This window comes from Corynebacterium sp. S7, assembly GCF_054401105.1.
In genome coordinates this window covers 2,590,301-2,604,828 of record NZ_CM136760.1, presented here as the reverse complement: position 1 = coordinate 2,604,828, position 14,528 = coordinate 2,590,301, and the positions used below count along the sequence as shown (strand labels likewise).

General features: G+C 59.0%; 11 protein-coding genes. 4 read left to right on the top strand and 7 right to left on the bottom strand.

Going from position 1 to position 14,528, the window contains the following annotated elements; genetic code table 11:
- Positions 1-23 precede the first annotated feature (23 nt).
- A complete protein-coding gene (locus ACXZ66_RS12360) occupies positions 24-998 on the bottom strand; it encodes a diacylglycerol kinase catalytic domain-containing protein (protein ID WP_458749138.1) in 975 nt (324 codons plus the stop codon).
- 69 nt (positions 999-1,067) lie between these two features.
- Here ACXZ66_RS12360 and ACXZ66_RS12355 point away from each other — a divergent pair, with 69 nt between their 5' ends.
- Together ACXZ66_RS12355 and purT are read left to right on the top strand one after the other, a co-directional pair.
- Positions 1,068-2,357 carry an adenylosuccinate synthase gene (locus tag ACXZ66_RS12355; protein WP_458749137.1) on the top strand — a complete coding sequence of 430 codons (1,290 nt, stop codon included), beginning with the start codon at positions 1,068-1,070 and terminating at the stop codon, positions 2,355-2,357.
- On the top strand, positions 2,357-3,559 hold the full coding sequence (gene purT, locus ACXZ66_RS12350) for a formate-dependent phosphoribosylglycinamide formyltransferase (protein WP_458751385.1): 1,203 nt from the start codon (positions 2,357-2,359) through the stop codon (positions 3,557-3,559). Before ACXZ66_RS12355 ends, purT begins: the two co-directional genes overlap by 1 nt.
- On the opposite strand, the gene ACXZ66_RS12345 is transcribed toward purT, so the two are convergent.
- Together ACXZ66_RS12345 and ACXZ66_RS12340 are read right to left on the bottom strand one after the other, a co-directional pair.
- The gene (locus ACXZ66_RS12345) at positions 3,543-4,025 is read right to left on the bottom strand and encodes a GNAT family N-acetyltransferase (protein ID WP_458749136.1); all 483 of its coding nucleotides are present in this window, start codon (positions 4,023-4,025) and stop codon (positions 3,543-3,545) included. The two genes, purT and ACXZ66_RS12345, sit on opposite strands and share 17 nt — an antisense overlap.
- A gap of 48 nt (positions 4,026-4,073) precedes the next feature.
- On the bottom strand, positions 4,074-5,441 hold the full coding sequence (locus ACXZ66_RS12340; protein ID WP_458749135.1) for an FAD-dependent oxidoreductase: 1,368 nt from the start codon (positions 5,439-5,441) through the stop codon (positions 4,074-4,076).
- A gap of 270 nt (positions 5,442-5,711) precedes the next feature.
- On the opposite strand from ACXZ66_RS12340, the gene pta reads away from it, so the two are divergent.
- Together pta and ACXZ66_RS12330 are read left to right on the top strand one after the other, a co-directional pair.
- Complete coding sequence (pta, locus tag ACXZ66_RS12335; RefSeq protein WP_458749134.1) at positions 5,712-7,088, top strand: phosphate acetyltransferase; 1,377 nt, start codon at positions 5,712-5,714, stop codon at positions 7,086-7,088.
- Positions 7,089-8,291, top strand: a complete 1,203-nt coding sequence (locus ACXZ66_RS12330; protein WP_458749132.1) for an acetate kinase — start codon at positions 7,089-7,091, stop codon at positions 8,289-8,291.
- Here ACXZ66_RS12330 and ACXZ66_RS12325 read toward each other — a convergent pair whose 3' ends face one another.
- The 4 genes from ACXZ66_RS12325 to ACXZ66_RS12310 form a co-directional block, all read right to left on the bottom strand.
- Positions 8,292-9,221: a hypothetical protein gene (locus ACXZ66_RS12325; RefSeq protein ID WP_458749131.1), complete on the bottom strand. Its 930-nt coding sequence runs from the start codon at positions 9,219-9,221 to the stop codon at positions 8,292-8,294.
- A 329-nt stretch (positions 9,222-9,550) separates the two neighbouring features.
- The gene (locus ACXZ66_RS12320) at positions 9,551-11,947 is read right to left on the bottom strand and encodes a serine/threonine protein kinase (RefSeq protein WP_458749129.1); all 2,397 of its coding nucleotides are present in this window, start codon (positions 11,945-11,947) and stop codon (positions 9,551-9,553) included.
- Positions 11,944-12,942, bottom strand: coding sequence for a glutamate ABC transporter substrate-binding protein (locus tag ACXZ66_RS12315; protein WP_458749128.1), 999 nt, complete (start codon positions 12,940-12,942; stop codon positions 11,944-11,946). The genes ACXZ66_RS12320 and ACXZ66_RS12315 overlap by 4 nt, the downstream gene beginning before the upstream one ends.
- On the bottom strand, positions 12,942-14,441 hold the full coding sequence (locus ACXZ66_RS12310) for a hypothetical protein (RefSeq protein ID WP_458749127.1): 1,500 nt from the start codon (positions 14,439-14,441) through the stop codon (positions 12,942-12,944). Before ACXZ66_RS12310 ends, ACXZ66_RS12315 begins: the two co-directional genes overlap by 1 nt.
- Between the last annotated feature and the right edge of the window lie 87 nt (positions 14,442-14,528).

The window sequence follows — 14,528 nt, the reverse complement described above, 5'->3', positions numbered from 1 at the left end:
CCCCAATCTACTCCCCCAAATCTCTATGCAGGGCGAACAGCCTGCATGTCCCTCAAATGTCGGTAGAAGGTCACCCGCTTGACCGGGCGAGGGTGATCGACTCCATCGATGGTGATCAAGATGTCTACTCCGCCCGATTGCACGGCGCGACCAGTTTTCATCCGGTTACCATCGACCTGATTGGTGGGCACAGCCTTGCCACGTGTGCGCCAGCGCAGCAGGGAATTCGAGGACCACTGCTGCAACTCGCGGGGATCATGTTTGGTCAGGGTGCCGCTGCTGATTCGGGGAGTCACCAAAGGTACTGCTGCGATGCCGGGGGCGTCGATCATAGGGACAAGGCGAGCGCCGAATTGGCCGTAGAAGCGGGCATCAGGTTCGGAGTCATCTTTAGGCTCAGAGCGCAAGACGATGAGCTCGGAATCAACCACGATTTCGCCGATGTATTCGCCGACTGATTCCTGGCCAGGGGTGTCGTCGTCAAGCGAAAAACGCGTCAACGACGCGGAACCCGCGACCACCGTCGACGTGTCTGTGCGGATCGTGGGCACGGGACGCACCTGGCCGTTGAGGGCGACGTCGAGGGCGTTGACTGAGCTGAGGCCCCAATTGATGGCGGCGGACGAGGTGAAATCGACGGGCAGGTAGGCGATTTCCATCCACATGTAGTCGGCGCGCATCATGCGGGTGAGCACGGCGGAAAGTGCCGCATCGGAGCCGGCCACGACCACGCGGACAGGGCGGACGAGGTGCTGCGGAGCGAATCCGGGGGTGCCCAAGTGGGCGACATCGGGTTGTGCTGCGATCTCATCGAGGGAAGGGGTGGGATCGACGGGCAATTCTTCGTGCGCGATCTCATCCAAGAATTTCAGTTCCGTGCGGGTGGGTACCTCGGAAACCTCCACATAATCGGTCACCGGATTGCGCGGAATGCCGGCTGAATCCAGTAATTCGGGGTAGGGCAGAGGGCCGCCACACGAAATGAAGATAAGGCGCATGTCCGTAGATCCTATCGTGCCTAGTACACTAGCTTTGCACAAGTACATCGATTGATCGGAAGTGATCATATGGCGGCAATCGTAATCGTCGGCGCACAGTGGGGGGACGAGGGTAAAGGTAAAGCTACCGATATCCTTGGTGGTCTCGTCGACTACGTTGTCAAACCCAATGGTGGTAATAACGCAGGTCACACCGTTGTTGTCGGTGGTGAAAAGTACGAACTGAAGCTGCTTCCAGCGGGTGTTCTGTCGGAAAATGCCGTCCCAATTCTGGGCAACGGTGTGGTGATCAACTTGGAGGCACTCTTCGAGGAGATCGACGGCCTGGAGGCACGTGGCGCCGATGCATCGCGCCTGCGTATCTCTGCGAACGCGCACTTAGTGGCTCCGTACCACCAGACGCTTGACCGTGTGCAGGAACGCTTCCTGGGCAAGCGCGCCATTGGCACCACCGGCCGCGGCATCGGCCCAACATACTCGGACAAGGTCGGGCGTGTGGGTATCCGCGTGCAGGACATTTTCGACGAGTCGATACTGCGCCAGAAGATCGAATCCGCACTCGATGTGAAGAACCAGATGCTGGTGAAGATGTACAACCGCAAGGCCATCGAAGTCGATGCCATGGTGGATTACTTCTTGGGCTACGCCGATCGCCTGCGCCCGATGGTCATTGAATCCGAGTACGTACTGAACAAGGCGCTCGACGAGGGCAAGCACGTGCTCATGGAGGGCGGCCAGGCCACCATGTTGGACGTGGACCACGGCACCTACCCGTTTGTCACCTCCTCAAACCCTACCGCCGGTGGCGCATGCGTGGGCGCGGGCATCGGCCCCACCCGTATCACTGCCTCCCTGGGCATCATCAAGGCCTACACCACGCGTGTGGGTGCCGGCCCATTCCCCACCGAGCTCTTCGACAAGTGGGGCGATTACCTGCAAACTGTCGGCGGTGAGGTCGGCGTGAACACCGGTCGTAAGCGCCGTTGTGGCTGGTACGACTCGGTGATTGCCCGCTACGCCTCGCGCGTTAACGGTTTCACCGACTACTTCCTGACCAAGCTTGACGTGCTCACCGGCATCGGCGAGATCCCGATCTGCGTGGCCTACGATGTTGACGGAGTGCGTCACGACGAGATGCCACTGACCCAGTCGGACTTCCACCACGCGGAACCAATCTTTGAAACCATGCCTGCCTGGGACGAAGACATCACCGAGTGCCGCACCTTCGAGGAGCTGCCGCAGAAGGCTCAGGACTATGTTCTGCGCCTTGAAGAGCTCTCCGGCGCACCGATTAGCTACATCGGTGTGGGCCCCGGCCGCGATCAGACGATTGTCCGCCACGACGTGATGGAGCGCTAATTATGGTTTCACATCCGCTTGGTACCCCGATGACCCCCAATGCCACCAAGGTTTTGCTCTTGGGGAGCGGCGAGATCGGGAAGGAACTCACCCTGTCCTTTCAGCGCTTGGGTCTCGAGGTCCATGCGGTTGACCAGTACGCGAACGCTCCCGCTCACCAGTCGGCGCACTACGCCTACGTCGCCGACACGATGAATGCCGGCCAGATCGAGGAACTCATTGAGAAGATCCAGCCGGATTACATCGTTCCCGAGATCGAAACCGTCGCCGCCGACGTCTTGGCGCGCGCTGAGGCTTCCGGCAAAGCCATGGTCGTGCCTTCGGCACGCGCATGCGAGCTCACGGTGTCGCGCCAGGGCATTCGTCGTGTAGCGAGCGAAGAGCTTGGCTTGCCGACGACCGCGTACCGCTTTGCCTTCTCCCCCGAACAAGTGCGCGCGGCCGCGGACGAATTGGGCTACCCCTGCATAGTCAAGCCCGCGGTTTCCTCTTCAGGCAAGGGCCATACCCTCCTGCGCGACGCCGAAGGCGTGCAACAGGCCTGGGATGAGGCGCAACAGCCTGACTCGGCGGGCTACGTCAGTGTCGAACGGTTTGTGAACTTCGATTTCGAGGTGACCATTCTGGCGGTACGTTCCATCGATCCGAACACGGGCGAGCTAGCCACCTGGTTCTGCGAACCCATTGGGCGCAGGCACTCCCACGGCAGGCTGGTGGAGTTCTGGCAGCCCGCGCCGATGTCCGAAGGGGCGATGGGCAACGCGCGCTCGATGGCCGCGCGCATCACCAATGCTCTTGGAGGGCGCGGTGTCTACGGCGTTGAACTGTTCGTGGCGGGCGATGACGTGTACTTCTCCTCGGTCACCCCACGCCCGCATGACACGGGCAGCCTGACTACGCAGACCCAGCGCTTTTCGCAGTTTGACCTGCATGCGCGCGCAATTTTGGGCCTGCCCATTGACTCCACCCTGGTCACCCCAGGTGCGGCGCGCTATATCCACGCGCCCGAAGACTCGGAGACAGTTTCTTATACCGGAGTGGCAGAAGCGCTAGCGGTTCCTGAAACTGACGTGCGTTTCTTCGGCAAACCTACCGGCTACCCTGGACGCCGCATGGGTGTAGTAACCAGCACAGCCGAAACCATCGACGAGGCAAAAGCCCGCGCGAAGGAAGCGACTGCGCAGATTACTGTTCAGAGTTAGAAATGAAGTAGGAGAGCCCGGCCACCGTGAGGCGCATCGGCTGATGCAGAACACCCGTGTCTTCGTATGGCTCGCCGACCTCCTCGAACCCGCGCTGTGCGTAAAACTCCTTGGACGACTCTTGTGCGTCTAGGATTACTTCGCGCTCGGGCCAGACCTTGCGGGCCTGCTTCATTGCGGCGAGGAAGACCTCAGAGCCGAGGTCCGTGCCACGCTCTGCCTCGGCGACGGCGAAGCGACCGAACTTAGTTGAGTCTTCGTGCGGGTAAATGCGGGCGCAACCGACAATGGTGTTGGCCCGCTTCGCGATGATATGCCACGTATCCTGCTCGGCATCCGTATCATCGATTTCTGCGTATGGCGTTTTTTGCTCGTGGACGAAGACATCCACGCGCAACTTGTAGAGTTGGTGAACCTCGAGGGCGGAAAGGTCGATGAGACGGACTGCCGAGATTAGGTTATTCATAAACCCGAGTTTAACGTCTTTTCCGCCGGGATTGGCAGCGTTGGGTGACTAGATCTCGTATTCCGGGTGCGCGTGCTTGATCATGTCGTCCCATTCCACAACCTTTTTGCGCTCGCGGCCCTCGGCCTCACCGAACGCCCGCTCTGCAGCATCGAGGTTTGCCCAGCCTTCCCAGGTGGTAATGGGGATCTCGCGCTCTTCGAGGAAATTGAGAATTGCCTGCGAGTCGCGCTGCGGTGCTTGGGTGAGCTTGCCTGCTTCGTAGTCTTCCAACAGCATTGCCGTGGTGTCCTTTGCATCGGACTTGGTATTGCCGATCAGGCCCACCGGGCCACGCTTGATCCAGCCGGTGGTGTAGAGGCCCGGGACGATCTCGCCATCTGGTTCGGTGAGGACGTGGCCATTGTCGTTCGGCATGACCGACTTTTCCGAGTCGAAGGGAACGCCGAGGACTGGCTCGGGGCGGTAGCCAACTGCACGGTAAACGGCCTGCACATCCCAGGTGGTGTACTTGCCGGTGCCACGCACGGAACCATTGCCATCGAGTTCGGTGCGCTCCGTTTTGAAACCGACGACGTTGCCATCTTCGCCGAGGATTTCCACCGGAGACTCAAAGAAGTGGATGTAGATCTTGTGCGGAGCGTCTTTTGGTTCGCGCATGGCGTAGCTCTCCAGCACCTGGCAGACCAGGTCAACGGACTTCGAGGAGCGGCGAGCCTGCTCAGAAGCCTCGTCGTAATCAATATCTTCTGGGTCGACGATGACTTCGATGGTATCGGAGTGGTCGAGTTCCTTGAGCTCCTGCGGCGTGAACTTCGCCTGAGCAGGGCCACGACGACCGAAGATATGAACTTCCTTCGCGGCGTTTTGGGAGAGGTTCTCGTACACATTGTCCGGAATCTCGGTGGTGTGGAGCTCGTCTCCGGTTTTCGCCAGGATGCGGGCAATATCAAGGGCGACGTTACCAACGCCAACTACGGCAACCTGCTGCGCCGAGAGATCCCAGTCGCGCGTGAAGTCTGGGTTGCCATCGTAGAAGCCGACGAATTGGCCCGCACCGTAGTGGCCGTTGAGTTCCTTGCCCGGGATATTGAGGTCCTTATCGGCGGTGGCACCGGTGGCGAAAATGATTGCGTCGTAAAAGTTGCGAAGTTCGTCAACAGTGATGTCTTTGCCCACCTCGACATTGCCAATCAAGCGAATCTCGGGTTTATCCAATACATTATGAAGGCTACGAATAATACCTTTGATTCGTGGATGGTCAGGGGCAACGCCGTAGCGGATGAGGCCAAAGGGGGCTGGCATACGTTCGAATAAATCGATAGAAACCTCGACATCGGATTTAACCAACAGGTCAGAGGCGTAGATGCCAGCTGGGCCAGATCCTACGACGGCAACGCGTAGGGGAGTGCTCATGAATTTCCTCACCTTAATATGTTCTAAATATGTTTTCCTCTCACCAAAGTATAGGCGACGGAGGTTTGAGCCGAAGAACCAAAAATTATTGGTGTTATTACATTCACTTTCACACAAATGTGTAGTGTGTTTCGGGCTACAATGGTCCACAAGCCTGGGCGTGCATCACACCTTGCTCTTGCAGGGCACAAAGCAAGCGCAGTCCAGAAAAAGTACGACTTTCTCTACCATTTTGAAACCACCCCCTGCACCCAACGGAAAGGCAACCCCATGGCAGAGCAGCGGTCAGCATTGGTCTCCGCAGTAAATCGCAACTTCGACGGCGTCGATCTGAATTCTCTGGCACGAGATCTGGGTCTACGTGTGGTCAAGCTCGATGATTTCGAATCCTCCCTCGCAGCGATCTACTCCGCGCATATTCTCGACGAGGGCCCAGCGCTCATCATCGGTACTGGTAACAACACATTTGACGCCGAAGCGGCAGCCGCTCTCGGGGTTCCATTCATTCTGCTTCACGATGGAAAGGGTCGCCACGCTGAGCTGGGCGAGCGTTCCGCAAAGCGCGTCCACGCAGTTGTGGCCGCCACCGTCACAGCAGAGGAACTCCAGGATTCCGCCAAGATTGCGAACTACCTCAAGGTAGATGCACAGCCAGTGATTTCGCCGCCAGTATTCGAAGCTGCTTTGCTTGAGCGCGCCCGCGCAGTGGGAGCACATATCGTTCTGCCTGAAGGCCACGATGACCGCATCCTGCTCGCCGCTGGCCAGCTCCTGAAGCAGAACATTGCAAGAATCACCATCATCGGTGACCCAGAGGATATGGAAAACCGAGCACACGAGCTCGGCGTTGACCTCTCTGATGCACACCTGCTGGACCACCTCACTTCTCCTCTCCAGGAAGAGTTCGCACAGGACTTCGTCGAGTTGCGCAAGAAGAAGGGCGTGACCATTGAAGAGGCACGCGAAACCATGAAGGACATCTCCTACTTCGGCACCATGATGGTGTACAAGGGCATGGCAGATGGCATGGTTTCCGGCGCAGCGAACACTACCGCGCACACCATTCGTCCTGCATTGCAGATTATTAAGACCACGCCTGAGGCCTCCGTTGTCTCCTCGATCTTCCTGATGGTTATGCGTGGCCGTTTGTGGGCGTTCGGTGACTGTGCTGTGAACCCGAACCCAACCGCGGAGCAGCTCGGCGAAATCGCAGTTGTTTCCGCTCGTACCGCTGCTCAGTTCGGCATTGATCCGAAGGTAGCTATTCTGTCTTATTCCACCGGTTCCTCCGGTGCAGGCCCTGACGTGGAGCGTGCCTGTCAGGCCGTGGACAGGGCTCGCGAGATCGACCCAGACCTCTGCGTTGACGGCCCAATGCAGTTCGACGCTGCCTGTGACCCAGGTGTGGCAAAGCGCAAGATGCCAGACTCCCCAGTTGCGGGCCACGCTAATGTTTTCGTCTTTCCTGACTTGGAAGCAGGCAACATTGGTTACAAGACGGCCCAGCGCGTCGGCGACGCATTGGCTGTAGGCCCCATCCTGCAGGGCATGAACAAGCCAGTCAACGATCTATCCCGTGGTGCGACTGTTCCTGACATTGTCAACACCGTCGCAATTACCGCTATTCAAGCCGGAGGGAACAAGTAAATGTCCTATGCTCTTGTTATTAACTCGGGGTCTTCCTCGGTCAAGTTCCAAATCGTCGACCCGAACGCGGACGCCTCAGCAGAACCATTTGTCTCCGGCTTGGTTGAACAAATCGGCGAGCCAAGCGGCCGCATCACCATCAAGCACGCAGGCGAGAAGCACGTAGTGCAGCAGCCAGTGCCAAACCACACCGTTGGTTTGGAAGCTGCAATGAAGATGCTCGAAGGCCTCGGCGCTGGCCCGACCCAGGTGGACATTATTGCAGTTGGCCACCGCGTGGTCCACGGCGGCATGGTCTTCTCGGCACCAGAGCTGATCAATGACCAGGTTGTTGAGATGATCCGCGACCTGATTCCGCTCGCCCCACTGCATAACCCAGCCAACATTGATGGCATCGAGGTGGCACGTAAGTTGCTCCCAGACCTGCCTCATGTGGCTGTCTTCGACACCGGCTTCTTCCGCGACCTTCCAGCAGCCGCGGCTATCTACGCTATTAATGGTGAGGTAGCTAAAGAGAACCAGATTCGTCGATACGGCTTCCACGGCACTTCCCACGAGTACATCTCTGGCCAGGTCCCACAGCTTCTGGATATGCCAGCTGGTTCCGTCAACCAGATCGTGCTGCACCTGGGCAACGGTGCCTCGGCTTCCGCGGTGCGCGGTGGCCACCCGATTGACACCTCCATGGGCATGACCCCACTGGCAGGCCTAGTCATGGGTACTCGCTGTGGCGATATCGACCCAGGTATAATCTTCCACCTGGCGCGCAACGGTGGCATGAGCATCGATGAGATCGATAACCTTCTCAACCGTAAATCGGGTGTGAAGGGCCTGTCCGGTGTGAACGATTTCCGGGACCTGCACCGCTTGATCGACGAAGATAACGACGATGCAGCCCTGGCCTACGATGTCTACATTCACCAGCTGCGTCGCGTGATCGGTTCCTACATGATCGCGCTGGGGCGCGTGGACGCGATTACCTTCACCGCGGGCGTGGGCGAAAATGATGTGGCCACTCGTCGTGACGCTCTTAGAGGCCTGCAGCACTACGGCATCAAGATCGATCCGGAGCGCAACGAAACCCGCGCAGACGGTGCGCGCTTGATCTCCACCGACGACTCGACGACGCGCGTCTTCGTCGTGCCCACCAACGAGGAGCTTGCCATCGCGCAGAAGGCAGCAGCCTTGGCGCAAAAGGCATAGCTACCACAGATGGTAGTGGTCGTCTTGCAGGCCACGGTGCCATTTCCACGGCTCCGACCACGCTAGACGACGACCACCGCCCCGACGTTGTTGGAGAGCTTCCTCCACAGCGTCGAGGCAGCGGCCGCGCTCAATGTCGACGCATTTCGCGGTGAACTGCAACAAGGTGTATCCGTTGAGCGCTGCCCAATTGGCCTTCCACACGTCGCGGATATAGTTTTGCCAGCCCAGATTCGTGCTGGTCTCGCGGTGAAAATCGTAAGCGCCGACCTCGATGAGTAGCTTGCGTTCAGTGGCGTGCTGAAAATCCCACATCATGCCCGCGATGAGCACGTTGTTTTCAAACTTGAGGCCGCGGCCCTCGAGGGCGTGGTGGAACTGGCGCTCGAGTTTGCTGTCTGCCCCGAGCCGGATTGTTTTCAGGAATTCCTTGAAGGAATCGGGCACGCGGGAAAGTTCGCCGAGGTCTTGAGCCAGTTTCTCCTTGCCGATTCGGCCGTCGTAGGAGATGCGGAGGAACTCGGCCACCTCAGGACACGTTTCGGGGGCATTGTAGGCATCCAGGGCGGCTACGGCAGGTCGGACCACGGGCACTTTCTTGATCTGCTTATGCGGGGCTTCCCGCTTCGGGTACGTGCGCAGATAGGGAGTATCGCGCTTGCGCGTGGTCTCGGGGACTCGCGCGTGGACGGGGAAAGTGAGCTGCTGTTCCTGGTGGATTTCCATGGCGGTTTGGGCGGTGAACACTGCAGGCGTCTCGGACCTAGCCAGCGCCTGCACTAACGCAGCTGGGCTGACCGGATCTTTGAGATACATATTGCGGGCGATTTGTGTGAACTGACCGGTTGAAACCCGCAGCTCGAACTGCCTTTTACTGAGTGAGTATTTGTTGCGCAATTCTTCGCGCGTGTACACGGTTAGTGGATCCATGGTTCCCCCGGAATTCCTGTCCCCTCGAAGCACTTCCACTTCAGGAGGATAGGGGGTCGGAGCGGAGCGTGCTTGGTTTAGGGTTTTCGTGGGTTCGTTTTCGTGGGGCGCGCCCCACGAGGTGCACTTTGCAAGTCTTTGTTCTCAGCGACCTGCGGTTTTAGATTTCGCAGTGCGTTAGGTCCGGTTTTTGAGCATCTGAGGCTAGCTCGGCGGACCTAACGCACGACGAAATCTAAAAGCCCAGGTCAAATAATGGTGATATCTTGCGAAGTGCACCTTTTCAAGGACTCGGGGCCGCGAAACCCTAGAACCATGCTAGAACCAGGCTAGAACCAGGTCAGCGGGCGCACCTTATTGGCCATATCCACCAAGGCGTAGCGGTGCCGCGGGTACGGGGAGAGCCGAGCCTGCTGGCGAAGTGTGAATGAGAGCCCGTAGCGCAAACCTGTCTGGGTGAAGTCGTATTCAAAGAGCTGGTTCGGGGAGGCCGCGGCGTCCACGTTTGCGTCGCGCAGGAAGTTTAGACCAGCGTTGAGCACGGCCACCTTGATTTGCAGGAAGCGGGGCTCGTTGGTGGGGATTTCCTCGAGGCGCCGGGCAGCGCGGCGAATCCGGGACTCGGTGAGCGTATCCGAAATCAGGTCCAAAATCGTGGTCAGCTGCGCCATTCTGTGGTGGCGCGAGGACTGCGGCACCTTATCCAGCGCGGCCACAGCCAGCTCGACTTGGCGCTCGGCCATCAGTTGACGAGCCAAGCCAAAAGCCGAAGAGACCGTAGTCGGGTTAGTCAACCAGACCAGGGAATACAGGCGCATCGCGTTAAAGCGCAGGTCCGTGGGATTCGTGGTGATGTGCGTCCAGTCAGCCGTGAGATCCTCGAACTTTTCCGGGTCCAGATTGCCTAGGTGCGAGGTGATGCCGGAGGTGGCGCGGGCGGTAGCGTCGTCGAGAAGCTCGACCTCTGCATTTCCCTGCTCTTGCAAAAGCAGCTCGTCGACGGCCGCGATGGCAAGCTTTGGGGCGGCCTCTCCGGGCAGTACTTCAAGGACGCTGACGAAGCTTGCTTGGGCGGCGGTGAAATCGTCGAGAAGCAATTCTGTGATCCCTGAATACCACTGGTACCTCCAGTCACTGGAGAGGCGATCCGCCAGCGATTGGAGCCACTCGCGCGCCTGCGTGGTCAGGCCGAGCTCGAGCATTGAGCGCACAACGGCGAAAGGGATTTCGGCGGAATGCTCGTACTCGGGGGCCTGCATGGCCTGGCGCAGCGATTCGAGCGTTTCCTGCGGCTCTGCGTAGGAGGAACCCGACAGGATCGACGCGGCGGGGTCCTCGCGATTAATCAGCGGCGTTGGGATCGCCGAGACGACCTCCTGCGAGGTGATCTCCACGGTTCGGTCGATGCCGTCGAGGAGCTGATCCGTGCGAAACACCAGGTGCTTCGTACCAAACGTGGTACGTTGCGGCGAAAACAGGGAGTGCTGCGCGGGGTGGGTGATGCCGTCGCGAAGCGCGATGACCTCGCGCAGGACACCATAAAGTTGCGGTTCGAGCTCGCTTATCGACGAGAACCTGCGCTTCGGATCCGGATGGCAACAACGCTGGAGGAAGCGGTAAAAGGACAAGAATCTGCGGAAGGTGGGTTCTGTCGTAGGCGAGGGTAAACCCTGTGTGAAGACGCCATTTTGTTTTGGCAGATTGACTGTCATGGCAGCGAGAGTGCGGCCGATTGTGTAAATGTCGGAGGCAATCGAGGGACCTTCGGTGGCAACTTCGGGTGCCTGGAAACCCTTTGTTCCATAGATAAAACCATAGGCGCCGATACCGGATACCGCGCCCAGATCGATGAGCTTGACGTGGTCCTCAGTGACAATGACGTTGTCCGGTTTGAGATCGTTGTAGACCACGCCGCGGGAGTGCAGATAGTCGAGCGCGGGAAGAATCTCGAGGATATACGCCAAGGCGAGATCGACGGGGAAGAGGTCACCCTCGTGCTCCTTTCGGCGCTGGCGCAGAGAAGGACCACCGACAAACTCCATGACAATGAACCCGCCGGGCACGCGGGGGTCATCGATGAAGTTGAAAATTTTCACGATGCCGGGGTGGGTAATATCGGCGAGAAACTCGCGTTCAGCTACCGCGGCGGCGGTTTCATCGGCTGACTTTTCCGCCTGCATTCCTTTCAGCACGACGAGGCGCTCGGAGACGAAGTGGTCCTCGGCAAGATAGATCCAGCCCATGCCACCGTGGGCAATGACACCCAGGATCTCGTACTGGCCCGCAAGAATGTCTCCAGGGCGCAGCTGCGGGGCCGGGATTCCCTTTTCTTTGACAGCTTTGACCGGGTCTTTGAGGGCGTCCGCCGGTTTCGTCGGTGGAATCCAGGGCAGCTCGACCATGCCGTCGGCTACCCATCGAGACTGGCGCTGCGTGCCGTGAAGCTCGCGGAACGTACTAATCGCCTGCCTGCGGGAACGCTCGGAAGTGTGTTCCTGAGGTGTATGCGAATCGCGCAGCTCATCGAGGTTTTTCAGCAGCCCACCAAGGTCCCCTAGGGCCTCGTATTCCTTATCGCCTGCGTCTTCCTCGTCATCATCATCGGCGAAGGGGTCGAAGGCTACGGCAGAGGTGCCGGTTTCCTCGTCGGAGGCGAAGGGATCGAATTTGACGGCCTCGGTGGCGTTCTCGGGTGCCTTCTCTGGGGATTCTTTCTCAGCGCTCATTGGGTCCCCTCCGGTTGTAGATCTTCCTCGCGATAATTCAGCTGGGGTGGCCCAGGCGTAGTTAGATAGTCACCGAACCAGTCGTTGTAAATACGCCACCACGTTCCGTCTCTGCGGATGCGTTCCATAGTGGAATTGATCTGGCGCACTAAGTTGTCATTCCCAAGCTTTACCGCAACACCATATTGCTGGCGATACAAGGGCAGCGACACCATTTCAGTCGAGGGGTCCTGCGCAGCCATGCCGGAGAGGATGGTGTCGTCGGCAAGCACTGCATCTGCGTGGAACTGCTGCAACGCGAGCAAACAGTCGGCCCAGTTCTCGGTCAGAAGCAATGTGGAATCTGGGGCCTGGAGGCGAGCGACATCAACCGCGGTGGAACCCGTGGCAACGCACACAGTGCCGTGGCCTAGGGTGTCCAACGAACGCACGTTGGACCCGCGGGGGACCAGCATCCGCAGATTCGACTCCAAGTACGGGGAGGAGAAACTCACTGAGGTCTGGCGGTCGCGGCTAATCGGCATTGTGCGGATCACCATGTCCACTCGGCCCTCGTTGAGAGCGGCCGTGCGGTCGTTGGCATCGATGAAGCGGAAATCAACTGCTGCGGTAGAACCGAAAATGTCTTGGGCGATCTCGCGGGCAAGCTCGATTTCGAAACCCTCGAGGTTGCCGGTAATGGGGTTGCGAAAACTCAGCAGGTATTGCGCCTGGTCGACGCCGACGATGATGCGCCCACGGTTGACGATATCTGGGACAAGCTCCTCGGCAGGGGCATTGGTCGGGGCAAGAGAACCCAGTGGCTCATTGGTGGACAGTGCCTGCGCTTGCTGCGAATCTGCAGGTTCGCGGATAGATCCATTCGGCAGTGGCGGGCCGGCGCGGTAGAGCGGGGGTGGCTCGCTTACGGCGTAGCGATTAGTCGGGGTGCCACACGCAGACAAGCCCATCGCGGCTGCCAACGTGAGTGATGTAAGGACGAAAAGTTTGCGCATCACAGGTACTCCTGGATCCGCGGGCGGATCCCCAACCACACGGCAAGGATAGACAGTAGAGACAAGATCATCACCGAAACAGATACCAAATTCGTTGCCGCCAAGCCTTCGTTGATGTATTGGCGCATACTCTCGCGTGACTGCGAGATGAGCTGAGACAGCGTGGCATCGAGGCGGTCGAAAGACATCGCCGCAGTGGCGTCCTTGCCCGCCGGAACGGATTGCGCGGTAAGGATGCGCACTGCTTCCTCGTAATCACCGTTGTCCATCGCCCCGGTGAGTTGGTAGTGGGCAGTGCGCCAGTCCTCCAAACTGGTTCGAGCCGCGTTGATGAGGTGCTGATTATTCTCCGTCGCCGCATTATCCAAGGCTTGGGAAACCTGGTTGTAGGTCTTGTCGAAGTTGATCGCAGATTCATTCTTGGACTGGCGGCGCACCAGGGCGAGTGTTTCGTCGGTACGCGATTCCTGTGCCGCGATCCGACTCGTGGTCAGCTCGTCCCACGGCTGTGCGGCGTCCTCGAAGCCACGGGTGCCGGCGAGCCACGTGCCGTAGTTCGAGGCCGAGACCCACAGCACCGCCGCGGCCATAAATGCCGTGGCCATGAGGAAGCCCTGGTTCAGGCGGCGGTGAGTGACCTTGGCCAGCCACCACTGCGCAAGCAAGAGGAACACGATCGCGGCAAGCAACCCAGAAAGCGGGATGAGCTGCGGGAACGACAAGCGTTGTTGTTCGGTAGCCACCTGCTGGCGGGTGATGTCGAACAGCCTAGAGGCCTTTGGCAGCATGCCCTCGCGCATCAGCGAGGAAGCATCCGCCATATACGTCGCGCCGAGCGGGTTGCCCATCCGGTTGTTGGCGCGCGCTGTTTCCACCATGCCCGAGTAGATCGGAATCTCGCGCTGGATCTCATTGACCAGCTGTTGGATCTCGGTGGTCTCGGCAATATCGGAGTACGACGAGTTGGTCAGCACCTGGTTTGCGGCCACGATGGCGCGATCGATTGCGGCAAAATATTCACGACGACTCGCCGGCGACTCCGAACCGAACTCGACAAAGCTGGCGGTGGCCACGGTGTCAGCAGCCGAAAGTGAGGTGTAGAGAACGTGAGAAGAATTACTCATCGGCTCGGTCGCAGTGACCAAGGTATCCAGCGAACTCTGGCGAATAGCCGACGACTGCGACATGGCATAACCCGCAGCAAAAATGGCTATGGTCAACAGGATGGAAATAGCCACCATCATGCCGGGGGTTGTGCTGATGAAGGACCAGGTCTTGCTGATCCAATGTTTCGGCTGAGCAAAGGACCGCCCGATGCGCTGGCGCCACGTTTCCTTTTCTGGTTTTTCCTGGATGCGGTCCAGCCATGCGTCTTCGCCAGCAGGGTCAAAGCCCTCGCTGACAGGTTGATCTGGAACGTCGGCGGCATCGTCGATAAGCGTGTCACCGGCGGAGCGTGAGGAAAACTCCTCTCCCTCAGCCCCTGTGGTACGCGTCATGAATTCACAATAACGCTAATTGCGTCCTTATTACCACCAGGGGAGACATGTTGGGGGATGGGGCGGAATTCCTCGCGTACTCTAGAA

Coding starts and splice junctions, on each gene's coding strand:
- ACXZ66_RS12360 (WP_458749138.1), bottom strand. CDS start 998: ATGCGCCTTATCTTCATTTCGTGTGGCGGCCCTCTGCCCTACCCCGAA.
- ACXZ66_RS12355 (WP_458749137.1), top strand. CDS start 1,068: ATGGCGGCAATCGTAATCGTCGGCGCACAGTGGGGGGACGAGGGTAAA.
- ACXZ66_RS12345 (WP_458749136.1), bottom strand. CDS start 4,025: ATGAATAACCTAATCTCGGCAGTCCGTCTCATCGACCTTTCCGCCCTC.
- ACXZ66_RS12340 (WP_458749135.1), bottom strand. CDS start 5,441: ATGAGCACTCCCCTACGCGTTGCCGTCGTAGGATCTGGCCCAGCTGGC.
- pta (WP_458749134.1), top strand. CDS start 5,712: ATGGCAGAGCAGCGGTCAGCATTGGTCTCCGCAGTAAATCGCAACTTC.
- ACXZ66_RS12330 (WP_458749132.1), top strand. CDS start 7,089: ATGTCCTATGCTCTTGTTATTAACTCGGGGTCTTCCTCGGTCAAGTTC.
- ACXZ66_RS12325 (WP_458749131.1), bottom strand. CDS start 9,221: ATGGATCCACTAACCGTGTACACGCGCGAAGAATTGCGCAACAAATAC.
- ACXZ66_RS12320 (WP_458749129.1), bottom strand. CDS start 11,947: ATGAGCGCTGAGAAAGAATCCCCAGAGAAGGCACCCGAGAACGCCACC.
- ACXZ66_RS12315 (WP_458749128.1), bottom strand. CDS start 12,942: ATGCGCAAACTTTTCGTCCTTACATCACTCACGTTGGCAGCCGCGATG.
- ACXZ66_RS12310 (WP_458749127.1), bottom strand. CDS start 14,441: ATGACGCGTACCACAGGGGCTGAGGGAGAGGAGTTTTCCTCACGCTCC.